Annotated in this window: 18 protein-coding genes and 2 tRNA genes; 8 read left to right on the plus strand and 12 right to left on the minus strand. The window is 64.8% G+C overall.

The window, feature by feature from the left end:
• Positions 1-25: 25 nt before the first annotated feature.
• Entirely contained in the window at positions 26-2,089 is a 2,064-nt protein-coding gene (gene ppk1, locus B7G54_RS19195; RefSeq protein ID WP_085040507.1) for a polyphosphate kinase 1, read from the minus strand.
• Between the two features lie 280 nt (positions 2,090-2,369).
• Between ppk1 and ppx the strand changes: the two genes are divergently transcribed.
• The gene (gene ppx / locus B7G54_RS19200; protein ID WP_085040508.1) at positions 2,370-3,884 is read left to right on the plus strand and encodes an exopolyphosphatase; all 1,515 of its coding nucleotides are present in this window, start codon (positions 2,370-2,372) and stop codon (positions 3,882-3,884) included.
• Between the two features lie 87 nt (positions 3,885-3,971).
• Here ppx and B7G54_RS19205 read toward each other — a convergent pair whose 3' ends face one another.
• Together B7G54_RS19205 and B7G54_RS19210 are read right to left on the minus strand one after the other, a co-directional pair.
• Positions 3,972-4,406: a hypothetical protein gene (locus B7G54_RS19205; RefSeq protein WP_085040509.1), complete on the minus strand. Its 435-nt coding sequence runs from the start codon at positions 4,404-4,406 to the stop codon at positions 3,972-3,974.
• Positions 4,407-4,761: 355 nt separating this feature from the next.
• A tRNA-Pro gene (locus B7G54_RS19210) sits at positions 4,762-4,838 on the minus strand.
• A gap of 161 nt (positions 4,839-4,999) precedes the next feature.
• Between B7G54_RS19210 and sixA the strand changes: the two genes are divergently transcribed.
• The gene (gene sixA, locus B7G54_RS19215; protein WP_085040510.1) at positions 5,000-5,461 is read left to right on the plus strand and encodes a phosphohistidine phosphatase SixA; all 462 of its coding nucleotides are present in this window, start codon (positions 5,000-5,002) and stop codon (positions 5,459-5,461) included.
• Positions 5,462-5,631: 170 nt separating this feature from the next.
• Positions 5,632-6,438 carry a GNAT family N-acetyltransferase gene (locus B7G54_RS19220; protein ID WP_085040511.1) on the plus strand — a complete coding sequence of 269 codons (807 nt, stop codon included), beginning with the start codon at positions 5,632-5,634 and terminating at the stop codon, positions 6,436-6,438.
• Between the two features lie 201 nt (positions 6,439-6,639).
• Here the strand turns inward: B7G54_RS19220 and B7G54_RS38205 are convergent, their stop codons facing one another.
• Positions 6,640-6,810 carry a hypothetical protein gene (locus tag B7G54_RS38205; RefSeq protein WP_165765590.1) on the minus strand — a complete coding sequence of 57 codons (171 nt, stop codon included), beginning with the start codon at positions 6,808-6,810 and terminating at the stop codon, positions 6,640-6,642.
• A gap of 136 nt (positions 6,811-6,946) precedes the next feature.
• On the opposite strand from B7G54_RS38205, the gene B7G54_RS39085 reads away from it, so the two are divergent.
• A complete protein-coding gene (locus tag B7G54_RS39085; RefSeq protein ID WP_165765591.1) occupies positions 6,947-7,123 on the plus strand; it encodes a hypothetical protein in 177 nt (58 codons plus the stop codon).
• A gap of 19 nt (positions 7,124-7,142) precedes the next feature.
• Here the strand turns inward: B7G54_RS39085 and B7G54_RS19225 are convergent, their stop codons facing one another.
• From B7G54_RS19225 to B7G54_RS19245, 5 genes are all read right to left on the minus strand, one after another.
• A complete protein-coding gene (locus tag B7G54_RS19225; protein WP_085040512.1) occupies positions 7,143-8,522 on the minus strand; it encodes an MATE family efflux transporter in 1,380 nt (459 codons plus the stop codon).
• A gap of 10 nt (positions 8,523-8,532) precedes the next feature.
• Complete coding sequence (locus tag B7G54_RS19230; RefSeq protein ID WP_069256317.1) at positions 8,533-8,856, minus strand: DUF2288 domain-containing protein; 324 nt, start codon at positions 8,854-8,856, stop codon at positions 8,533-8,535.
• 76 nt (positions 8,857-8,932) lie between these two features.
• Complete coding sequence (locus tag B7G54_RS19235; RefSeq protein ID WP_085040513.1) at positions 8,933-10,552, minus strand: acyl-CoA synthetase; 1,620 nt, start codon at positions 10,550-10,552, stop codon at positions 8,933-8,935.
• Positions 10,553-10,922: 370 nt separating this feature from the next.
• Positions 10,923-11,624, minus strand: a complete 702-nt coding sequence (locus tag B7G54_RS19240; protein ID WP_085040514.1) for a peptidoglycan DD-metalloendopeptidase family protein — start codon at positions 11,622-11,624, stop codon at positions 10,923-10,925.
• 151 nt (positions 11,625-11,775) lie between these two features.
• Complete coding sequence (locus B7G54_RS19245) at positions 11,776-12,687, minus strand: aldose epimerase family protein (protein WP_085040515.1); 912 nt, start codon at positions 12,685-12,687, stop codon at positions 11,776-11,778.
• 478 nt (positions 12,688-13,165) lie between these two features.
• Between B7G54_RS19245 and B7G54_RS19250 the strand changes: the two genes are divergently transcribed.
• The 3 genes from B7G54_RS19250 to B7G54_RS38685 all read left to right on the plus strand — a co-directional run bounded on the left by B7G54_RS19250 (position 13,166) and on the right by B7G54_RS38685 (position 14,987).
• Entirely contained in the window at positions 13,166-13,996 is an 831-nt protein-coding gene (locus B7G54_RS19250; RefSeq protein ID WP_021157259.1) for an undecaprenyl-diphosphate phosphatase, read from the plus strand.
• A 165-nt stretch (positions 13,997-14,161) separates the two neighbouring features.
• Positions 14,162-14,238, plus strand: a tRNA-Arg gene (locus B7G54_RS19255).
• 200 nt (positions 14,239-14,438) lie between these two features.
• The gene (locus B7G54_RS38685; protein ID WP_133059190.1) at positions 14,439-14,987 is read left to right on the plus strand and encodes a hypothetical protein; all 549 of its coding nucleotides are present in this window, start codon (positions 14,439-14,441) and stop codon (positions 14,985-14,987) included.
• A 150-nt stretch (positions 14,988-15,137) separates the two neighbouring features.
• Here the strand turns inward: B7G54_RS38685 and B7G54_RS19260 are convergent, their stop codons facing one another.
• From B7G54_RS19260 to B7G54_RS19275, 3 genes are all read right to left on the minus strand, one after another.
• Positions 15,138-15,512: a surface-adhesin E family protein gene (locus tag B7G54_RS19260; RefSeq protein WP_133059191.1), complete on the minus strand. Its 375-nt coding sequence runs from the start codon at positions 15,510-15,512 to the stop codon at positions 15,138-15,140.
• Positions 15,513-16,994: 1,482 nt separating this feature from the next.
• Positions 16,995-18,812: a glutamine--fructose-6-phosphate transaminase (isomerizing) gene (glmS, locus tag B7G54_RS19270; RefSeq protein ID WP_085040518.1), complete on the minus strand. Its 1,818-nt coding sequence runs from the start codon at positions 18,810-18,812 to the stop codon at positions 16,995-16,997.
• A 46-nt stretch (positions 18,813-18,858) separates the two neighbouring features.
• Positions 18,859-19,947 carry a prenyltransferase/squalene oxidase repeat-containing protein gene (locus B7G54_RS19275; protein ID WP_085040519.1) on the minus strand — a complete coding sequence of 363 codons (1,089 nt, stop codon included), beginning with the start codon at positions 19,945-19,947 and terminating at the stop codon, positions 18,859-18,861.
• Between the two features lie 1,321 nt (positions 19,948-21,268).
• On the opposite strand from B7G54_RS19275, the gene wecB reads away from it, so the two are divergent.
• On the plus strand, positions 21,269-22,486 hold the full coding sequence (gene wecB / locus B7G54_RS19280) for a non-hydrolyzing UDP-N-acetylglucosamine 2-epimerase (RefSeq protein WP_085040520.1): 1,218 nt from the start codon (positions 21,269-21,271) through the stop codon (positions 22,484-22,486).
• Positions 22,487-22,490 lie beyond the last annotated feature (4 nt).

Here is a 22,490-nt window from a genome sequence, read left to right on the forward strand (position 1 = left end):
ACGCGACTCGCGCCGCGCTGCCGGTTCAAGAGCAGAACTTCGCGAGCAGCCCGAGTTGCGCGTTGCGGATCGTCTTGCCTGCGCGGCGCCGGCGATAGTGGCCGTCGCTGTGCATCTGCCACGCCGACTGGTTGTCGCCGAGGCACACCGACAGCCCTTCCGCGATCACGCGCCGCTTGAGCTTGCGATCGCGGATCGGGAACGCGACTTCGACGCGACGGAACAGGTTGCGATCCATCCAGTCGGCGCTCGACAGATAGACGTCCTCGACGCCGTTCGCGTGGAAATAATAGATCCGGTGGTGCTCGAGGAAGCGGCCGACGATCGAGCGCACGGTGATGTTTTCCGACAGCCCCGGCACGCCGGGCTTCAGCGCGCAGACACCGCGCACGATCAGGTCGACCTTGACGCCGGCCTGCGACGCTTCGTACAGCGCGGAGATCACCGACGGCTCCAGCAGCGCGTTCATCTTCGCGACGACGCGCGCGCGCTTGCCGGCCCGTGCATTGTCGATTTCCGCGCGGATCGAATCGATGATGCGCGGATGCAGCGTGAACGGCGACTGCCACAGCTCGTGCAGCATGAGTTCCCCGCCGATGCCGGTCAGCTGCTGGAACACGTGATGCACGTCCTCGCAGATTTTCTGGTCGGCCGTCATCAGCCCGAAGTCGGTGTAGAGGCGCGCCGTGCGCGGGTGGTAGTTGCCGGTGCCGAGGTGCACGTAGCGGCGCAGCGACGCCTTGCCGGCCTGCACGACACGCCGCACGATCAGCATCATCTTCGCGTGGCACTTGTGACCGACCACGCCGTACACGACATGCGCGCCGACGGCTTCGAGCTGCGACGCCCAGTTGATGTTGGTTTCCTCGTCGAAGCGCGCGAGCAGTTCGACGACGACGGTCACTTCCTTGCCGTTGCGCGCGGCTTCCATCAGCGCGTCCATCAGCGGCGAATCGGTGCCGGTGCGGTAGATCGTCTGCTTGATCGCGACGACGCTCGGATCCTTCGCGGCCTGCTGCAGCAGTTCGAGCACCGGCTGGAAGCTTTCGTACGGATGGTGCAGCAGGATGTCGCCGTTGTCGATCGCATCGAACATCGTCGGCGCGTTCGTGATCGCGGCCGGGGTCGACGCGGTGAACGGCGTGAACTTCAGGTCGGGGCGGTCGACGAGATCGGGAATCTGCATCAGCCGCACGAGGTTCACCGATCCGGCCACGCGATAGCAGTCCTTCTCGCCGAGTTCGCTTTCCTCGAGCAGGCGCCGCACGATGTGCAGCGGCGTGTCGGCCGACACCTCGAGGCGCACCGCGTTGCCGAGGTGGCGCGCGGGCAGTTCGCCCTGCAGCGCGACGCGCAGGTTCGTGATTTCGTCTTCGTCGACGAACAGTTCGCTGTTGCGCGTGATGCGGAACTGGTTGCAACTTTTCACGACGAGCTGCGGGAAGAGTTCGCCGACGAAGCGCTGCATGAACGTGCTCAGCAGCACGAAGCCATGCTCGAAGCCCGACAGCGCGTGCGGCATGCGCACGACGCGCGGTAGCGCGCGCGGCGCCTGCACGATGCCCATCACGGCCTGGCGGCCGAATGCGTCGCGGCCTTCGAGCTCGACGACGAAGTTCAGGCTCTTGTTCAGTACGCGCGGGAACGGGTGGGCGGGATCGAGGCCGATCGGTGTCAGCACGGGCAGCAACTCGTCGAGGAAGTAGTGCCGCGCCCATTCGAGCTGCGCGTCGTTCCACGTGTCGCTCGCATGGAAGTAGATGCCTTCCTGTTCGAGCGCGGGCAGCACGGTTTCGTGCAGCATCGTGTACTGTCGATGGACGAGCCGTTGCGCGCGTTCGACGACGAGATCGTAAGCATGTTGTAACGACATGCCGTCGGGCGTCAGTGCGCCGGGGTTGTCGCGGATCTGCTCCTGCAGGCCGGCCATCCGGACTTCGAAGAATTCGTCGAGGTTGCTGCTGGTGATGCAGATGAAGCGGAGGCGCTCGAGCAACGGGACTTGAGGATCGGCAGCTTGGGCCAGCACGCGCTCGTTGAAGCCGAGGATGCCGAGTTCACGATTGAGGAGCGGATAACGGACGGACATCGGCAGAGTAGGGGGTGATTCGGGCGATGATTCGAAAGGACGCTCGGAAACTCTCACGGTACGATGACGTGCTGATGACAATAGTGTTATTTATATCGGGAAATTCTACGTTGTAACCGTTTCGTCTCATAAATGTTTCGACGATATGCAAACGAGCGGTGTGCATGCCCGTGAAGCGTGGTAATGGCAAGCGTTCCACGCTTAAAATGTCGCCTTTGATTGATCGCCCACGGTTGTCGCACCGGCCGCCGCGGGCGAACGCGCACGGAGCCCCCTTCTGATGGTTACAACCCCCCACTTGCTGGCTGCCGTGGATCTCGGCTCGAACAGCTTCCGGCTGATCGTCGGGCGTGTCGAGGAAACGCCGGCGGGCAGCCAGATCTATCCCGTCGACGCACTGCGCGAGCCCGTCCGGCTGGCCGCGGGCCTGTCGAGCGACAAGATGCTCGATCGCGCGTCGCAGGAGCGTGGCTGGGAGGCGCTCAAGCGGTTCGGCGAGCGCCTGCGCGATTTCCATCCCGATCATGTGCGCGCGGTGGCGACCAACACGCTGCGCGTCGCGAAGAACGCGGGCGAATTTCTCGGCGAGGCCGAAGCGGCGCTCGGTTTCCCGATCGAAGTGATTGCAGGCCGCGAAGAAGCGCGGCTGATCTACGCGGGTGCCGCGCACTCGGTGCCGGCGAGCGCCGGCAAGCGGCTCGTCGTCGACATCGGCGGCGGCTCCACCGAATTCATCATCGGCTCGCACTACACGCCGATCGTGATGGAGAGCCTCTATATCGGCTGCGTGAGCCACAGCCGCACCTTCTTCCCGGCCGGCAACGTCGACGAATACACGATGCGGCAGGCCGAACTCGCGGCCAAGCGCGAGATCCAGATCATTTCGAGCGAGTACAAGAAGGCCGGGTGGGACCAGGCGATCGGTTCGTCCGGCACCGCCCGTGCCCTCGCGGAGCTCGTCGAGGCAAACGGCTTCAACGATCCGGGCATCACGCACGGCATTTCGCGCGGCGGCCTCGAGCGCCTGAAGCGTGCGCTGATCAAGTCGGAGAACGTCAACCGGCTGAAGCTGATCGCGCTGAAGCCCGACCGCGTGCCGGTGCTCGCGGGCGGCCTCGCGATCATGCTCGCGGTGTTCGAGGAACTCGGCGTCGACTACGTCGATACGACCGACGGCGCGTTGCGCCTGGGCGTGCTGTACGACCTGCTGGGCCGCACGCAGCACGAGGACATGCGTGCGGTGACCGTCGAGGGCTTCACGCGCCGCTACGGTGTCGATCGTGCGCAGGCCGAGCGGATCGGCGCGCTGGCGGGGCGTTTCTACGACGAGCTCGAGGAAGCTGACGACGAAGCGCGCGAGGAAGGGCGGATGTTCCTCGGCTGGGCGGCTGCGTTGCACGAGATCGGCCTGTCGATCTCGCACAGCGCGTATCACAAGCATTCGGCCTATATCGCGAGCAACGCGGACATGCCGGGTTTTTCGCGCACCGACCAGGCGCGCCTTGCCGCACTCGTGCTCGGTCACGCGGGCAAGCTCGGCAAGCTGTCGCAGGCGCGCGAGGTCGAGTGGCCGCTGCTGTTCTGCCTGCGGCTCGCAGCGCTGCTGTGCCGGCGCCGGACCGATGCGGGGCTGCCGGACATTTCCGTTTCGCAGATGAAGAAGGGCGGGTATGAAGTGCGCCTGCCGAGCGCATGGGTCGAGCAGAACCCGCTGACCGACTACAGCCTGAGTCAGGAAGCGGCCGAGTGGGAGAAGGTCGGTATCCCGTATCGCGTGGTGTATACCGGCGCGTAAAAGGTCGATGGCGGGGCTGGGAGGGGCTGGGCCGCAGGTTGGCTCAGGTGCCCCTCAGGATTGCCGCATGATCGCCGTGACGGCCGCTCAGTCCGAAGAACAGACGATCGCAGTCAGGAACGGAAACGCCTGCTTGACGGTCGCGTCGCTGCCGGCCTTGCGCACGGCTTCTTCCACCGAGCTTTTCGTGCCGCGCACCACGACGCCATAGGCCCAGTCGCCGATCGGCGTGCCGTCGCCGGTGCGGAAGATCGGGTCGTTCGCCTGGTATCCGAGTACGACGTACACGCCGAAGCCGTACGCCGTCAGCGCGTGGCTCGTGCGGAATGCATTGACCGAGTTCGATTCGACGTGCATCGGCTCCGACTGGATGTCGCCGGCGGCGAGCAGCGGCGCGACGAACTTGTGACCGGTGGAGTGGCAGTCGAGTGCGTCGTCGAGTGCCTTGGCCGACGCGGTGCCGACAGTCGCGAGCGCGAGCAGCGATGCGCAGAGGGCGGTCTTGAGAATGTTGTTTTTCATGCGCTGAGGCAAGGTTGTCCTTGCGCATTATCGCGTGTTCCAGCAAGTGCCGTATGCGGGCTGCGGATGGCTCGCAGGCCCGTTGCCGTCGGCAACCCGACGGGCCGGCCACGCAAGCGCTCAATCATTTCCAGCCAGTTTTTCCTGCATCGAAAGCGCAGGGCCACAAGCGATTTGCTTTGTGCTGACCGTCGAAACATGGCCGCCGGGGGCTGCGCGGACGTTGTAGCGTCGATGCCCCAATTGATCCCTACAATGAACTAAGGCGCTGCGAGCCGGGAATCCAGGTCGACCCTCAAAGGGCCCAGAAACGGAAAAGGGGCTACGGTGTTTAACCGTAACCCCTTGATTCCTTTGGTCGGAGCGATAGGATTCGAACCTACGACCCTCTGATCCCAAATCAGATGCGCTACCAGGCTGCGCTACGCTCCGACGAGCCAAAGATTCTATCGTCGAATGGCTGATCCGGTCAATCCCTATATGCGGGTAAATGCCGCGGCGGCCAACCGGCCGCAATTTGCGACAATTCGCACGGCAATCGGCCGGCCCGGACGCCGGGGCGCGAGGCCGCTCGCCGAAGCAAGGAGAACATCATGATGAACCTGATCCTGTGGCGACACGCCGAAGCCGAAGACTACGCGGCGAGCGATCTCGCGCGTCAGTTGACCGTCCGAGGCCGCAAGGACGCGCAGGCGATGGCCAAATGGCTGCGTGGCCGGCTCGAGACGAACACGGTGATCCTCGCGAGCCCGGCAGCCCGTACCGTGCAGACCGTCGAGGCGCTGACCGACCAGTACCGGACGGTCGACGCGCTCGCGCCGGGCGGCAGCGTCGACGACGTGCTGGCGGCGGCCGGCTGGCCGGAAGGCATCTCGCCGACGGTCGTGATCGTCGGGCACCAGCCGACGCTCGGCAGTGTCGCTGCGCAGCTGATCGCCGGCGACGACGATAGCTGGAGCGTCAAGAAGGGCGGAATCGTGTGGCTGGCGAGCCGCACGCGTGACGGCAACCGGCAGGCCGTGCTGCGGGCGGTAATGACGCCCGACCTGGCGTGAGGCCGGCCTGAAGCGCTTTGAAGGGATTCGTCATACGGTTTTGCAAGCTTTCTGCTAAAGTCAATTCGGCGACACGTCATTGAAAGGACACGGTCGTGCCACATAACGGTCACGGCCGATTACTACATTGGCGGGCATGTCGCCCTATTCCTTACGACCAGGAAAGCCTAATGCGAGAACTGCCGACGCCTACGCTCCCTTTTGCCTCGCTGCCCCTCGACACGTCGCGACGCCACCTGCCGCGCGCTGCTGAAACCGTCACATCGGAGTATCGCCTGCGCGCCGCGTGGGCGCGTACGGAAGATGAATTGCGCGAAGCCCAGCGCCTGCGTTACAGCGTGTTCGCCGAAGAGATGGGCGCGCAGGTCAGCGGCCCCTCCGGTCTCGACGTCGATCCGTTCGATGCGTACTGCGACCACCTGCTGGTTCGCGATCTCGACACCCTGAAGGTCGTCGGCACGTACCGCGTGTTGCCGCCGCACCAGGCAGCGCGTGTCGGCCGCCTGTACGCCGAAGGCGAATTCGACCTGTCGCGCCTCACGCACCTGCGCGGCAAGATGGTCGAGGTCGGCCGCTCGTGCGTGCACAGCGACTACCGCAGCGGCGCCGTCATCATGGCGCTGTGGGGCGGCCTTGGCGCGTACATGATGCAGAACGGCTACGAGACGATGCTCGGCTGCGCGAGCGTGTCGATGGCCGACGGCGGCCACTATGCGGCGAACCTGTACCAGTCGCTGTCGGCAGGCTCGCTGACGGCGCCCGAGTATCGCGCGTTCCCGCACACGGCCCTGCCGGTCGACGAACTGCAGACGGGCACCGTCGTGGCGCCGCCGCCGCTGATCAAGGGCTACCTGCGTCTCGGCGCGAAGATCTGCGGTGCGCCGGCCTGGGATCCCGATTTCAACTGCGCGGATTTCCTGACGCTGTTCCGCTTGTCCGACATCAACTCGCGCTACGCCCGCCACTTCCTGGGCTGAGCCGTCCGAACCGCGTTGCGACCGCCCGGGCGCGCGCGGGCGAACGCCGTCGCGTGGCCTGAGCCGCGCGACGGCGTTCGTCCATCTGATCAGCGTGTGTGAATCGAACCCCGTTAATTTCAGCGATACGCGATCACCAGCGTGCCGCGGGACGGCACGTTTGCGAACGGCCCGGGGGAGGGCCGGACGGCAGCGGCGCGCCTAGTGCTTGCGCCGCCAGTCGAGCAGGTGGTGTTCGGCCATCCAGTGATGGATCATCCCTTCGCCGCCATGGCTGCGCTTGTATTCGCGCGACTCGAAGAACGACAGGGCGACGAGCACCATCAGACCGATGAACAGGCCGATCAGGCCGGCAATTTCCTCAGACGACATGGCAGCCTCCTTTCTACGGCACAGCGCCATGCGTACATAGTAGGACATGTGCGGCGCGACTCCGAAACAGGATTTCCGCTAGACTCGGCGCGGTCCCGGCGTGCGATGGGCGCGCCGATTTCCGGAGCCATACCCGATGACCCGTTTCATGCTGGCCGTGCTGGCCGCATCCTTCCTCGCCGGCTGTACCAGCGATCCGCATCAGGCCCGTCGCGGTCACCCGCCGGAAGATCCGGCCGACTATCACGGCGTGCCGACCGACATGACGCCGCCGTCGATGCTCGACGCGCCGCCGCCGAAGCCGGTGCAGTAACGGCCGATTCGGCCCGCCGTCAGGCGCGGGCCGCGGGCGCGTCGGTGCCGATGTGCCGCAGCAGCCCCGGCAGGTAGCGCGCCAGCGTCGCGCCGCGCGCGGCCATGAACAGCAGCAGCGCGAACCAGAGGCCGTGATTGCCGAATGTGCCGACGGCGGCGAGCGTCGCCACGACGAAGATCGACAACGACGCGACCATTGCGCGCATCAGCGATTGCGTCTGCGTGGCGCCGATGAAGACGCCGTCGAGCAGGAAGCCCCAGACCGACACGATCGGCGAAATCGCGGCCCACGGCAGGTAGCGCAGCGCCACTTCGCGGATCTCGGCCTGGTCGGTCAGGCGCGCGACGATCCAGCCGCCGGCTGCCCAGTACACCAGCGCGAACAGCAGCGCGCCGAGCGCCGACCAGAACAGCGTGACGCGCACGGCCTGCCGGAAGGCGCCGCGGTCGCGCGCGCCGGCCGCCGCGCCGACGAGCGCTTCAGCCGCATGCGCGAAGCCGTCGAGGCCGTACGCCATGAACGTCTGGAAATTCAGCAGCAGCGCGTTTGCCGCGAGCGTCGCATCGCCCTGTTTCGCACCGAGGTGCGCGAACCAGCCGAATGCGCCGAGCAGGCACAGCGTGCGCAGGAAGATGTCGCGATTGAGCGCGATCAGCCGCTTGAGCGCGACGCGATCGGCGAGCGCGCGTACCGCGATCGGCGCGAGGCCGCGCGGCCGTAGCCGCCATAGCATCCATGCGCCGAGCGCGAAGCCGCACGCGTCTGCGGTGGCCGTCGCGGCGCCGATGCCGGCGATACCCCAGCCGAAGCCATACACGTAGAGCAGCACGGCGCCGATGTTTACCGCATTGATGAACACCTGCGCGACGAGCGCAAGCCTCACGCGCTGCACGCCGAGCAGGTAGCCGAGCACGACGTAGTTCGCGAGCGCGAACGGCGCGCTCCAGATCCGCGCGTGGCTGTAGGCAAGCGCCGTTGCGCGGACGGCATCGCTGCCGCCCAGCGCGGACAGTACAAATGACAGCAGCGGCACCTGCAGGGCGAGCACTGCGGCGCCGAGTGCGAACGCGACGATCAAGGCGCGCAGCAGGTTCAGCCGGATCGCGGCGGCGTCGCCGGCGCCATGCGCCTGCGCGACGAGGCCGGTCGTTCCCATCCGCAGGAAACCGAACCCCCAGAACACGAAATTGAAGAACAGCCCGCCGAGTGCGACGCCGCCGAGGTACTGCGCGCCGTCGAGGTGGCCGGCGACGGCCGTGTCGACGGCACCGAGGATCGGCTGGGTCAGGTTCGCGAGGACGATCGGGAACGCGAGCGCGAGGACGCGCCGGTGCGTGACAGTGGCCGAGGTGGCCGCGCCCGTGCCGGCCCCGTGCGGTAACGCGGATTCGGACATGGCGGACGCGTCAGGCGCGTTCCTGGACGCACACCCACGGCGATACGACGACTGCCCACAGCTCCGGGTTGCGCGCCGCGTAATCGGCGGCGGTCTCGGCCGGCATGCGCGCGACGAGGCCTGCCGACAGCCAGCGCGTGACCTGCTCGGCATCGTCGTCGGCAACCGCTTCCGCGACGCTGACGAGATCGAGGTCGCGCGCAACGGACAGCAGCTTGCCCTGCGCAAAGAAGCGTTCGAGATCGCACCAGTCGATCTTGGCGGTTTCGCCGAGGAGTTTGGCGTAGAGCGGGCTGTGCGACGCGCCCGCGCCGGAGTGGTGATCAGAGGACATCGTTTTCTTGGAAAGACTGCGTGGTGGCGCCACTATAAACCATCCGGCGGGACGGGCGACGCGGGTGGCGGCCGGCCTACGCGTCGCGCAGCGCGCGGCGCACGATCTTGCCCGTCGCGGTCATCGGCAGGCTGTCGACGAACGCGATCGCGCGCGGATACTCGTGGGCGGCGAGGCGCGTGCGCACGTGCGCCTGCAGCGCTTGCACGAGCGCATCGTCGCCGGTGTGGCCGGGATTCAGCACGACGAACGCCTTGACGATCTCGGTGCGCGTTGCATCGGGCACGCCGACGACGGCCGCCATCCGTACCGCCGGATGCGTAAGCAGGCAGTCCTCGATCGGGCCCGGGCCGATCCGGTAGCCGGCGCTCGTGATCACGTCGTCGTCGCGGCCGACGAAGCGTACGAAACCGTTGGCGTCGATCATGCCCGTATCGCCGGTGAGCAGGTAGTCGCCCGCGAACTTGTCGCGCGTCGCGTCGGCGTTGCGCCAGTATTCGAGGAACATCACCGGGTCGGGGCGGCGCACCGCGATGCGCCCTTCGACGCCGGGCGGCAGCGGCGTGCCGTCCGCATCGACGATCGCGACTGCATGGCCGGGCACCGCCCTGCCGATTGCGCCGGGCTGCGCATCGAACAGCGCCGCGCACGACGACAGCACCATGTTGCACTCGGTCTGCCCGTAGAACTCGTTGATCGTCACGCCGAGCGCGTCGCGGCCCCAGGCCGTCAGTTCGGTGCCAAGCGATTCCCCGCCGCTCGCGACCGATTTCAGCGACAGTGCGTAGCGTTCGCGCGGTGCCGGGACGGTGCGCATCAGCTTCAGCGCGGTGGGCGGCAGGAACGCGTGGGTGACGCCGTGCCGTGCCATCAGCGCGAACGCCGCGTCGCCGTCGAATTTCTCGAAGCGGCGGGCGAGCACGGGCACGCCGTGATGCCATGACGGCAGCAGCACGTCGAGCAGGCCGCCGATCCATGCCCAGTCGGCGGGCGTCCAGAACAGGCGTGCGTCGCGGGGGAAGCACTGTTGCGACATCTCGACGCCCGGCAGGTGGCCCAGCAGCACGCGATGCGCGTGCAGTGCGCCCTTCGGTTTGCCCGTCGTGCCGGACGTATAGATGATGACCGCCGGATCGTCCGCGGTCGTATCGGCTGGTACGAAGTCGGGCGTTTCGGCGGCGAGCGCCGCGTCGTAGCGCAGCACGCCCGGCGCGTCGGGCGCATCGTCGCCGATGCAGTAGACGGTATGCAGTGCCGGAAGCTGCGCGCGCAGGGGCGCGATTTTCGCGTAGCCGGCCGCGTCGGTGACGAGCGCAGCCGCCTCGCTGTTCGCGAGCCGGTATTCGAGCGCATCGACGCCGAACAACGTGAAGAGCGGCACCGCGATCGCGCCGAGCTTGTAGGCGGCGAGGTGGGCGATGGCCGTTTCGGGGCCCTGCGCGAGAAAGATGCCGATGCGGTCGCCGCGCTGCAGGCCGGCACGCACAAAGCTGTTCGCGAGCCGGTTAGAAGCATTCCTCAGGTCGTCGAACGTGATGCGAATAACGTCGCCTTGCGCCGTTTCGTGGATCAGCGCGAGGCGTCCGCTGCCGTCGGCCCATTTGTCGCAGACGTCCACGCCGATGTTGTAGAGCGCCGGAACGTCCCACGCGAAGCGGGAGAGCAGGTCGTCGTAGCGGTCGGCGGTGGGCAGCATCGCGTTGTCTCCGGGGTGGTGAACGTGGTGTCGGGCGCACGGCTTACATCAGGAATTCACGCAGACGAATCCACAATGACGTCTGAGGGTAGGGATTCTTCGCACTCGTCCGATAGCCGCGGTTCAGTGCAGGATTCCACAATGACGCATAAGATCACTTAAAAAATCAGTGTGTGACCATGGATTTGCTTCTGATAGCTGCGGGGTTCAGCCTGATCGGAATCGGCGTACTGGTAGCGTTTGCCCGTCACGTCGATCCGTTGTCCGGCCGTTTCACCGGACGTCTGCGCAAGCGCTGACACCACCTTTCCCGATTTTCACCGCGACGGCACGCGATGCGCGCCGGCATCGCGTGTCGTCCATCGATGGCTCAGCGCGCCGGCAAGTAGCGTGACGGGTCGATCGATCGGCCGCCGTAGCGCAGCTCGAAATGCAGCGCGACGCGGTCGGCGTCGCTGTTGCCCATCTCGGCGATCGACTGCCCCTGCGTGACCGACTGGCCTTCCTTCACCAGCAGTGCGCGGTTGTGCGCGTAGGCGGTCAGGTAATCGGCGTTGTGCTTGAGGATGATCAGGTTGCCGTAGCCGCGCAGCCCGTTACCCGCATAGACCACCACACCCGGCGCAGCCGCGACCACCGGCGTGCCCGGCGCGTTCGCGATGTCGATACCCTTCGATTTCGAGCCGTCGAACGTGCGGACCACGTTGCCGGCTGCCGGCCAGATCAGTGCGATGCTCGTGGCCGGCTTGACAGCCGATTCAACCGGTGAGGAAGGCGCGGGGCGGGCCCGGCCGGCACTGCCGGTGCCGGTGGTCGACGGCGTCGATGCGGTGGTCGTGCCGGGCGGCGGCGCGACGCGCAGCACCTGGCCGACTTCGATCGCATCGGGGTTCGTCATCTGGTTCCAGCGCACGACGTTCGATACCGACGTGCGGTTGTCGCGCGCGATCTTGTAGAGCGTGTCGCCGCGCTCGACGCGATAGAACCCGGGGCCGACAGGCGCGGAGCCGCACGCGACGAGCAGGGCGGCGCAGGCGGCTGCGAAGAGTCGCTTCGTTGTTGTTCCGAACATTGAACCTCGCAAAACCCTGCCGCTCGTGACGCGGCAGGCAACACAAAACGTCCGATTTTAACGGGTTCGACCCGCGCACCGCAGTTTGGGCCGTTGCAGGGGCCGTCGCGCGCCGGTTCGGCGCGTTGCGAATGGCGTATCAGCTGGTGTATCAGTCGGCGAGCGGAAGGACACGAATCCGCAGCGTGGCGGTTTCGGTCGCCCCCGGCGCGAGCATGCGCAGCCCGAGGCCGTTGTGGATCGCATCGGGCAGGCCGAGCCACGGTTCGACGCAGTAAAAGTCCGAATCCGGCTTTTCGGTCCACGTCGTGACCGCGTACCACGGGATCGAGCCCGGCACGTCGAGCGCGATCTCGATCGTGCGGCGGCGGCCCGGCATCACGATGCGCACCGGGGTGGCCGGCACGCCGTCGAGGCAGTGGAAGCGGTCGAGGATGTCCGCGTTGTCGAGCTGATAACGGGCTTCGCCCGGTTCGGGCGTGCTGATCGAACCGTCCGCCTGCTGTGCGCAACGATGCGTCGGCGGCAGTTCGAGCGTGGTTTCGGCGCGTTCGCCGTGCGGCAGCGCGAAATAGAAATGGTGGCCGGCGTAATAGGGTAGCGGCGTGTCGCCGCGATTGGTCGTCGTCAGTGCGACGTCGAGCGTATGCGAGTCGGCCAGCCGGTAGGACGTTTCGAACCGGAAATCGAACGGGTAGCTCGCCCGTAGCGCGTCGGTCGCGTCGAGCGTCATCGACAACGCGGTGCCATCGGCCGACGGTTGCGCGGCGAACGGCAGGTCGCGCGCGAAGCCGTGCATCGGCAGGTCGCGCACCACGCCGGCGGCATCGCGCCAGCGGCCGAGTTCGCCGTCGACGCGGTGACGGCCGAGGAACGGGAACAGCAGCGGGTTGCCGCCGCGCACGCGCGCGAGGTTGCTCCAGTCAGCCGTGTCCGGCCAGAAGATCACCGGTTCGCCGTCGACATGCCATGACAGCAGGCGGCCGCCGAATTGCGGAGCGACCCGGACGAGCGACGGACCGGCGTGAAGTTCGTGAATGTCGTGTTGCTGGAAGATCGGCATGGCGAATCGGGTTGGGCGGGTGGACGGGAACGGCGCGCTCCATTATCGGGCCGCGGCGGCTCGGGGAAAACCCTTCTCGGGAAATCGCGAGTTTTTAAGACTGTCAACGGTCGGGATAATGCCTCTAAACCGGTGAAGTTGCCGGGTCATGACACTTCGTGGAGGGGGCCATGGATCTGGCAATGGCAATGGGTATCGCACTGTTCGGCATGTTCACCGGCAGCACGGTATTATTTTTCTATCAGCTCGGCCGCTGACGGCAATTCCTGCCGAAATCGAAAGGCCCGCCATGCAAATGGCGGGCTTTTTGCTTTCTGAGTGCTTACAAATTGCAAGCATTTGTGTGCATTGCCGCAATATCCAGCCAAATGCCTTGGCGCAGTAATCCGGGCTCGGCATAATCGGGACGCGTTTTTTCGGACGCGCATCGCGTCGTCCGCTTTTCTTCCCGCTCAATCTTCACTAAAAGGACCGACGCGTGAGTCTCTGGTTTCTGGTATTCCTGAGCGTCCTGCAGGGCGTCACCGAACTCTTTCCGGTCAGCAGCCTTGGCCATACGCTGCTCGTGCCGGCGCTGTTCGGCATGCACATCGACAAGCACGCACCACAACTGCTGCCGTTCCTCGTCGCGCTGCACCTCGGCACCGCGCTGGCGCTGCTGTGGTATTTCCGCGCGCGCTGGATCGCGCTGATCGGCGGTTTCTTCGCGCAGCTCGGCGGCCGCAAGAACGACGACGGGCACCTGATGTGGGCGCTGATCATCGGTACGATTCCGACCGGCATCGTCGGGCTGCTCCTCGAGAAGCGCATCGAGCGCGTGTTCCACGACCTGCGGATCGTCGCGATCGCGTTGATCGTGAACGGCGTGCTGCTGTGGCTCGGCGATCGTATTCAGCGCAGCCGTGCGCATCAGGCGCCGGAGAAGATGACGTTCAAGCAGGCGTTCTTCGTGGGTCTCGCGCAGATCGGCGCGCTGATTCCGGGCTTCTCGCGCAGCGGGCTGACGATGATCGCCGGCAATGCAGCGGGGCTGACGGCGGAGAAGGCCGCGGAATTCTCGTTCCTGCTCGGTACGCCGATCATCTTTGCGGCGGGTGTGCTCGAACTGCCGAAGCTGTTCCATGCGCGCGACCAGCTCGCCGATGCGCTGCTCGGCGGCGTGCTGACGGCGATCGCCGCGTACCTGAGCGTGCGATTCCTGATGCGCTATTTCGAAGGGCGCGGCCGGCTGGCTTCGTTCGGCGTGTATTGCGTGATCGCCGGCGTGTTCTGCCTCGGCTGGTTCATGCTGCATCCGCAGCCGGTTTGATGCGAAGGCCGGTCTCGCGTGATGTGACGCCATGATCGGGTATAATTTAGGGCTCGGCTTCATGCCGGGCCCGTTTTGTTTCGGGGCTTCGAGTTGGGTGGTTCTGCTGTCGATCGAAGCCTTGTGTCAAATGCGGCCCGTGTTGGCCGTGTCATTTCTCCCCGACCGCCCTTAGCTCAGTTGGATAGAGCAACGGCCTTCTAAGCCGTAGGTCACACGTTCGAATCGTGTAGGGCGGGCCAGTGAAATCAAGCACTTATCTCCGCTTCCTCTCTGTCTCAGCCATCAATCCTTCGTCCATGTAACCATGGTGTAACCGGATTTGGTCAATTCATCACGACGCTGTTGGTGTCTCGGTCGCATCGCCATCCGATGTCACATTGCCCGTCACCTCATCAACTCCGATAATGCTTTCGACTAATAGAAAGAAACGGGGGCAGACGTGAGCAGCAACGATAGCGGAAGCGGTGCCTTGGGCGTTATTGTCATTGCGGCCGCGGTCGCATGGGGAGCGAGTAAGGGCTGGTTCTACCAGACGGGGCAGGAATGGTTTGATACCTGTTGGGCGTCAATCAACACAAAAGCTCCGACGACGGCGGCAGAGGCAACGGCATGGGCGCAGTGCGAACCGCAGACCAAGAAAGCCTTGTTTGATGCCGGATATGCATTCGGCGGGAATCCGCAATATGCCGCGACGCCAGAGTTGAAGGCTCTGGAGGCTTCGTGTCCAAGCAATTGGACAGATATTCCACTGTCCGGTGTGCATGTGCTGGCTATTGACCTGTTACAAAAGGACGGCGGGCCACAGTGGCTCGATAAATTCTTGCCCCCTGACCGGATGATTGTACGGACGTTCGATAAGCGCTGGCCCAACTGCAACACGGTGCGAGCTTCCAACGGATTTCCGAAGATTGTCCAGAAGGGAGACGGGTTCGACTGGGCCGCCCCATGCCAGCCTTGCGAGGCAGAAAAGTCCAGCATGGGCAAATAGGCATATAACGTTCCCGCGTTTCTCGGTGGCATGCGGAAACGTCGGAGAGCTTGGCACCCCTGCATGACTCTTCTCTAACGTCGGAGAGGCTGGTGAGGCTAGGGGGGCAGCGCCTCTTGCATAGCGATACGCCGCGGTACCTTGATGCCGTCACTTGCAGACCGCACGTTCAACTACTTGCGCAATGGTGTCCGGGGTTATATCAGATGTGCCAGTGGTGGGCGCAGTGACAACGATTCGACCGAGTTTATCGTAGTACGAAATCGATGCTGCTGACCACGTGTCATTGGCGCAGTTGATATGCCACTTGGCCACAATTGAGATGTAGGGCTTCCCGGACAAGGTCTTCTGAGTCTTCTTGTAGTCTTGTTTGGTCCAGAAGTCGCGGTTATCGCCGCTCGCCTTGTAAGTCTCTGAGTCGACGCCCATCGTATATTCGTTTTCATTTACGACGGGAACCCAACTTGAGGCGGACGCTGCTGTCGTGATACCGGCAAGCGTAATGCAAATCAATGCGCGCTTCATCTTTTCCCCCGACTGTCTTCATGTTTTCTAGTGCGACAATCATACCGAGTCCACGGTTCGTCAGTACATATCTGTGGCGTTTTCGATATGCCGCCGCCGGGGTAACAAACCGCTAAACAGGTTGGTGCCGCGCTGAGGGCGTTCGCGAAGTTGGGGGCTATAAAACCGTCGAGCAGTCCAGGGGATGGTTCGCTGTTATTTCGCTGTTACCAGCCAAACGGGGAAATGCGCCGTCTGTTTTCTGTCTGTTACCAGACGGCGCGCGGTACTTCCCTTTGCTGCGTTAGCGGCCACCGGTCACATGTGCATGTACGGCTGCGTCGACTGCATCGGCGGAGCTTGGACGGCAGGGCGCCCGAATCCGAACGGAGCGACCGGCGCGGGCGCTGGCCCTGCTTGTTGCCGATTATGAGACGTGGCGATGAGACCCAGACCAGCCAGACCAGCTGCACCGAGCATCCAGGGCGCCGCATTGAAACCGCCCATCGTTGCGCCGCCAATCGGAGCCGCCCCATTCACCGCTCCCGAGATGCCGCCGCCGAGCGCGCCGCTTTGTGTTGCACTCATCCCGCCACCAGGAAGGAAACCGCCGAACAGCCCCGCGGGCGCGAAACCGAGTGCGCCTCCGAGATTGCCGCTCATTCCCGAGTTGAGCCCCGAGCCGTTCGCCGTCACGCTTCCCGTCAGACCCGTATCGCCTGCCGGGCACAACTACTTTACAGTTTGATCCGCCGCTTGGGCGCAAGGATTTCCCCCAATCTTGCAACGCTGATGCCCTCGCGCTCTTCTTCGCAGACTCTGCACTCGTTTAAGGTTCCCTCACGATGGACCATCTCGCGAAGGTAAGTATCTTCGACGCATGCGTAACAGATGTGGTCAGGCAAGGTGGTTACTACGAGCGCGGACCAATTCGCATCGGATAACCCCGTGTACATCCTCAGCGTCGACCACCTAGACCGTCTCATTGAAGCAGTGCGTCGAGGGCAGTGCCGATTCGCATCCTTCTTCGAAGACTACTCGCGGAGGCGACGCGAGCCCGAAAGACGCCTTTTGTTGCTTTCGGAACTCTTGAACGAGAAGCCGTATCTGGGCCCCGAACTGCCAGCGCGCCTCTTTGAAATCTACGAGCCGTTTTACGAGAAATTGGCGGAGCGGGCCCGGCCGGAGCAAAGGTCGTCGCCCTTTGACGGGTAGGTGACGGGCATTGGGGGTTGAAAGGCCGAAGGGGGCAGCTCAGGCCGACAACGAGGCCGAGAACGTCCGCTTAGTGGGGCGTCGCTCCTGTGGAATTTGTGAAATCTGCAAGACAATCGCAAAAAAGTGGCGCCGAAAAAAGCTCCGGCGCCACTTTGACAACAGTTTCAGTTACGCCTTGTTAGGAGAGGCTTGGCGGCACAAAAGGCCGTCGTAACCAAACCTGAATCGGGTGTCCGTAACCGAAATTAATGCACCTCACCAATCCGTCCCGGTTACCCAACCCCCTCACTCAACCGTCACCGATTTCGCCAGATTCCTCGGCTTGTCGATATCCGCCCCACGCAAACACGCCGCGTGATAGGCGAGCAACTGCAACGGCACGACATGCAGGATCGGCGACAGCAGCCCGTAGTAATCCGGCATCCGCAGCACCGACACGCCTTCGCTGCTGTCGATCCGTGTATCGGCGTCGGCGAACACGTAAAGCTGGCCCCCACGCGCCCGCACTTCCTGCATGTTCGACTTCAGCTTTTCGAGCAGCGAGTCGTTCGGCGCGATCGTCGCGACGGGCATCGTGTGGGTTACGAGCGCGAGCGGCCCGTGCTTCAGCTCGCCCGCGGGATACGCCTCCGCGTGGATATACGAAATCTCCTTCAGCTTCAGCGCACCTTCGAGCGCGATCGGGTAGTGCAGCCCGCGCCCGAGAAACAGCGCATTCTCGTGCTGCGAGAATTCCGCCGCCCAGCGCTCGATCTGCGGCTCGAGCCCGAGCACATCCTCGAGCGCGCTGGGCAGCCGCCGCAACTGCATCGTGTAGCGCGCGAGCTGCGCATCGTCGACATAGCCGCGCAGCCGCCCGAGCGTGACGGCGAGAATGAACAGCGCGACGAGCTGCGTCGTGAACGCCTTGGTCGACGCGACGCCGATTTCCGGGCCGGCCCGCGTCAGGAAGCGCAGGCCGGTCTGCCGCATCATCGCGCTGGTCGGCACGTTGCAGATCGCCAGCGTGTCGATGTGGCCGAGCGCCTGTGCGTACTTGAGCGCGGCGAGCGTATCAGCGGTCTCGCCGGATTGCGATACGCTCACCACCAGCGTATTCGGCATCGCGAGCGCGTCGCTGTAACGGTATTCGCTCGCGATCTCGACCTGCGCGGGCACGCGCGCGATCGTTTCGAGCCAGCGGCGCGCGGTCAGGCCGGAATAGTGACTCGTGCCGCACGCGAGAATCAGCACGTTGTCGATCTGTTCGAACGCCCGCGCAGCGTCGGGGCCGAATACGGCCGGATCGAACAGCCCCGCATCCGGGATGGTCGCCGCCACCGCCTGCGGTTGCTCGAAAATCTCCTTCTGCATGAAATGCCGGTACGGCCCGAGTTCGACCGCCGCCTGCGCGGAGGAAATGGTTTGCACCGCGCGCTCGACCGGTGCGCCGCCGTGATCGAGCACGCGCACGCCGCCCGGCGTCAACTCGACGATGTCGCCTTCCTCGAGAAAGATGAAGCGGTCGGTGATGCCGGCGAGCGCGAGCGCGTCGGACGCGAGAAAGCATTCGCCGTCCTTCACGCCGACGACGAGCGGCGAGCCGACCCGCGCGCCGATCAGCCGCTGCGGCTCGTGCTTGCTGAACACGGCGATCGCGTAGGCGCCGTGCAGCTGAGACGTCGCCGCGCGCACGGCGGCGAGCAGGTCGCCGCGATACACGCTGTGGATCAGGTGCGCGACGACTTCGGTGTCGGTCTGGCCATCGAACTCGTAGTGCTCGTCTGAAAGTTGCTTGCGCAACGTTTCGTGATTCTCGATGATGCCGTTGTGCACGAGCGCGATTTCGTCTCGCGAGAAGATCGGATGCGCGTTGCAGGTTGCCGGCGCGCCGTGCGTTGCCCAGCGCGTGTGCGCGATGCCGGTACTGCCGGCGAGGCCGGCGGTGCGCACGTGCGCGTCGAGATCGGCGACGCGCGACACGCTGCGTTCGCGGCGCGCCTGGCCGTCGACGACCGTCGCCACGCCGCATGAATCGTAGCCGCGATATTCGAGGCGACGCAAACCTTCAATCAGAATCGGGACGATGTCCCGTTGCGCGACCGCGCCGACGATGCCACACATACACGTCTCCCCCTTTCAGTGATCATGAACCGCGCGCACCGTTGCGTCAGTGCGATGCGGTTGTCGTTGCTGCCGCCGTCGTGAATCCGCATCGCGCGGGTACGACGGGGGCGGCCATCCGGTTTTCGAATGCCAGATAAAGCGATTCCTCCAGTACATTCCAGTGTGCGTCGTGCCGGTACGGCCCCGATCGTGCTTGCCAGCAGGCGAACGTGCCCCAGTCGTTCATCTTGAGCGCGACCAGCGCGATCAAGCTCCACGGGTAATCGGAGTCGGCGAGTTGATGCCAGCTCTTGCCGTACTTGCGCATCCACTGCGAATAGATCGTCTCGTTCGATTGTTCGGGCACCTGAATACCTGACAAGAGCGGGAGAATCTGCGCGATCTTCGCCGGATAAAAGCTCGTATCGCTGACCTGCAGCGTGCTGGCGCGAAAGCCGGATGCGGTACCGCGCCAGAACACCTTCAGGATCGCGGATGCAAGCTGGTCGGCGCGCTGGGTCCACGGGCCCGCATGCGCGTAGTCGGCGCGCCGGATGTAGTACGCCGCGAGCGCCTGGAACGCACTGTGTACCTCGACGTTGTCCATCAGCAACGCGACGTGCAGCGACGACGAGATCTGATAGACGCCTGATGGCTTGTCGAGCAGCGTGTCCAGATGCATGCCGGCGCGGTTCAGGCTGAGTTCCCACGCGGCGGGCAAGCCGTCGGGCGGCGCGAAGCGGGCGAGCAATTCGATCCAGGTCGCCATCATCGCGTCGTCGGTCTCCGCTTCGGCACATGCGCGGTAGCGGCCGTTCTTCACGCAGTAGCGATCGAAGCCACCGTCCGGGCGCTGGTGCGGCAGCAACCAGGCGATCCACGCAAGTGCAGCCTGACGGGCATCGAGTTGTGCGTCGGACGCGGCGAGCAGCGCCTTCGCCGCGAAATATGGATCGATGCCGATGCCGTTCAGGCGCACGGTGATCGCACCGTCGGCGCGCTGGTATTGCCCGTTGAGCCGGAGTTCGGCGGCGCTCGCGTGCAGTGCGAAGCCGCACGCGGCGATACAGCAGGCGACGTGCCACAGGCGGCACAGCGCGACGGTGGCCGCTACGCGCGAACGTGCGGTCGGGCAAAGCGCGGGCCGGTTCATGATCTGGGGCTCCTGCGCGGCGGTCCGGTGCAATCGTCGCCGGGCGCGGCGTTGGCCGCGTCGCGCCCGGCGAGCGTGTCGACGTTGTGGCTCGGTTCACCGGGGTGCCGGTAAACCCGAGGCTGCTAGCGATATTTGCGTTCACGGTCCGGTTCTTGACATCGGAACCGGAACCAGGCTCGCAGATCGCGCGTACTTCAATAGGACACTTCGGCACGTTCGGCGCGCAGGAGCGCTTGTCTTTCGCTCCACGCGGACGCGTCGCGTTTCGTCCCGGTTTCGTTGCCTGGATGTCCTCGTTCGTTCGCTGTCGGGCGAGCGCATCGAGGCACACCTGACTGTCATTAAGCAAGGCGTGAGCCATCGGCCGCGATGCCGCGCGCAGCAAGGGGCAGGGGGGAGGCCGGGTGCGTGGCGTCGACGGCGGCGGTAATTTTTGATTCATCGAAGAATCAGCGTGCGCGCAGGCCGAATGTCCGCGCGCGATCGGCGTTGCGCCCGCGTGCGTCGTGCGAATTGTCTGTCGAACCGGTGCTGTCTTGGCAGCACGACTCTACGCGGCGGTGTGCCTCGCGCCGTTCGTTGCGTGTGCACCGGCCGGGATGCCGGTGCGGTGCGTGCGGTCGCGTGCTTTGCATGAACCGGGTCCCGGTGTAATGACCCCGTTCCGGATCTGCGTTACACATTCGCAACATTTCCGACCCGCCGATTCGTGCGACGTGAACGCGGTTGCGTATCGGGTAAATCCCTCATGCATGACCGCGGCAGGGCGGTCGATTGCGTCGCCCGCTGCACAGACAAAAGGAGCGGATCAAGGAAAGGCAATGCGTTTCGACAGATGCGTGAGATTCGTTGCGCACTGGACGCTCGACATGAGTTCGCGATTCATCGGACGACGATGCGAAAGGGACCGTGCGATTGCCCGGATGGTTGCCTGTATCGCGCTCGACCGGCGATGGGAAACGCGTAGCAGTTGTGAAACATTCCGTCGCGCGCCACGCGTGCGCGGTGCGTGCAGCGCGAACCGGACGCGGCCGCAGGGCGGCTGGTTTGAATATTGCTGTAGTGGAGGGACGTGATGTGACGAACAAACGTGACGCCTGGCCCAGCGAGGAACGAATCATGACGTGACGGACCAAGTGCAACGGGACACCGGTAGTACGACGATTCGCGTGGCGTAGACCACGCAGACAGGGCGGCGCGCTCGCTCCGCGACACCGCAACGTGTCGACCGCGTGCGAGTACGGGAGGCGCCACCTGATTACATGCTTCGCGCCACGAGCAGGGTCATTCAGCGCGAAATGGCTCAACGAGGATAACGATGAAAAAGATTTTGCTTGTGTTCGGGACTCGGCCGGAGGCCATCAAGATGGCACCGCTGGTGCGTGCATTGAAGGCACAATCGGGTGTCGACGCCAGGGTATGCGTGACCGCGCAGCACCGCGAAATGCTCGATCAGGTGCTGACGCTATTCGACATCAAGCCCGACTACGATCTCAACGTGATGCGGCAAAGTCAGACGCTCACCGATGTGACGACCGGCATCCTGCAGGCAATCGGCATCGTCTTCGACGAATTGCGTCCGGACGTCGTGCTGGTACATGGCGATACGACGACCACGCTGGCGGTCAGCCTCGCGGCGTTCTACCGTTATCTGCCGGTCGGGCACGTGGAGGCAGGCTTGCGCAGTGGCGACATCTGGTCGCCGTGGCCGGAGGAGTTGAACCGCCGGGTGACGGATGCGGTGTCGTCATGGCATTTCGCGCCGACCGGGCAGGCACGCGACAACCTGCTCAGCGAGGGCGTGCCGGGCGGCGCGGTCGTGCTGACCGGCAATACCGTGATCGATGCGCTGCACGACGTCAAGCGCATGCTGGATCACACCACCGAGTTGTCGGAGAAGGTCGCGCGACAGTTTCCGTTTCTCGAACCGTCGCGGCGTGTCGTGCTGATCACCGGGCATCGTCGTGAGAGTTTCGGCGAGCCGTTCCAGAATTTCTGCGATGCGCTGTGCACGCTCGCAAACCGTTATCCCGACGCGCAGTTCGTCTATCCGCTGCACATGAACCCGAATGTGCGGGAGCCGGCGCGCGCACGGCTCGGCCACCTGCCGAACATCTACCTGATCGAGCCGCAGGAGTATCTGTCGTTCGTATTCCTGATGTCACGCGCGCATTTCATCATCACCGATTCGGGCGGCATTCAGGAAGAAGGGCCGGCACTGGGCAAGCCGGTGCTGGTCACGCGCGAGACGACGGAGCGGCCCGAGGCGATCCAGGCGGGCACGGCGCGGCTCGTCGGCACCGACCACGAGCGGATCGTGTGGGAGGCGTCGCGGCTGTTCGACAGCGAGAGCGCTTACGGGGAAATGGCGCGTGCGAGCAATCCATACGGCGACGGTCATGCGAGCGAGCGGATCGTTCATGCGCTGATGCGGAATCCGGGGGTGCCCACGAAAGCAACGAGCTTTTCGTTGGGGGCAGCGGAGATGCCGTTCAACGCGCTCACGTTGGGGTTGCAGGCGTTGAGGTCGCCCTGAGCGT

Source organism: Burkholderia puraquae, from assembly GCF_002099195.1.
GTDB lineage: Bacteria > Pseudomonadota > Gammaproteobacteria > Burkholderiales > Burkholderiaceae > Burkholderia > Burkholderia puraquae.

Bases quoted from the DNA above. Each gene is read 5' to 3' on its own strand.
- ppk1 (WP_085040507.1), bottom strand. From the start codon at position 2,089: ATGTCCGTCCGTTATCCGCTCCTCAATCGTGAACTCGGCATCCTCGGC.
- ppx (WP_085040508.1), top strand. From the start codon at position 2,370: ATGGTTACAACCCCCCACTTGCTGGCTGCCGTGGATCTCGGCTCGAAC.
- B7G54_RS19205 (WP_085040509.1), bottom strand. From the start codon at position 4,406: ATGAAAAACAACATTCTCAAGACCGCCCTCTGCGCATCGCTGCTCGCG.
- sixA (WP_085040510.1), top strand. From the start codon at position 5,000: ATGATGAACCTGATCCTGTGGCGACACGCCGAAGCCGAAGACTACGCG.
- B7G54_RS19220 (WP_085040511.1), top strand. From the start codon at position 5,632: ATGCGAGAACTGCCGACGCCTACGCTCCCTTTTGCCTCGCTGCCCCTC.
- B7G54_RS38205 (WP_165765590.1), bottom strand. From the start codon at position 6,810: ATGTCGTCTGAGGAAATTGCCGGCCTGATCGGCCTGTTCATCGGTCTG.
- B7G54_RS39085 (WP_165765591.1), top strand. From the start codon at position 6,947: ATGACCCGTTTCATGCTGGCCGTGCTGGCCGCATCCTTCCTCGCCGGC.
- B7G54_RS19225 (WP_085040512.1), bottom strand. From the start codon at position 8,522: ATGTCCGAATCCGCGTTACCGCACGGGGCCGGCACGGGCGCGGCCACC.
- B7G54_RS19230 (WP_069256317.1), bottom strand. From the start codon at position 8,856: ATGTCCTCTGATCACCACTCCGGCGCGGGCGCGTCGCACAGCCCGCTC.
- B7G54_RS19235 (WP_085040513.1), bottom strand. From the start codon at position 10,552: ATGCTGCCCACCGCCGACCGCTACGACGACCTGCTCTCCCGCTTCGCG.
- B7G54_RS19240 (WP_085040514.1), bottom strand. From the start codon at position 11,624: ATGTTCGGAACAACAACGAAGCGACTCTTCGCAGCCGCCTGCGCCGCC.
- B7G54_RS19245 (WP_085040515.1), bottom strand. From the start codon at position 12,687: ATGCCGATCTTCCAGCAACACGACATTCACGAACTTCACGCCGGTCCG.
- B7G54_RS19260 (WP_133059191.1), bottom strand. From the start codon at position 15,512: ATGAAGCGCGCATTGATTTGCATTACGCTTGCCGGTATCACGACAGCA.
- glmS (WP_085040518.1), bottom strand. From the start codon at position 18,812: ATGTGTGGCATCGTCGGCGCGGTCGCGCAACGGGACATCGTCCCGATT.
- B7G54_RS19275 (WP_085040519.1), bottom strand. From the start codon at position 19,947: ATGAACCGGCCCGCGCTTTGCCCGACCGCACGTTCGCGCGTAGCGGCC.
- wecB (WP_085040520.1), top strand. From the start codon at position 21,269: ATGAAAAAGATTTTGCTTGTGTTCGGGACTCGGCCGGAGGCCATCAAG.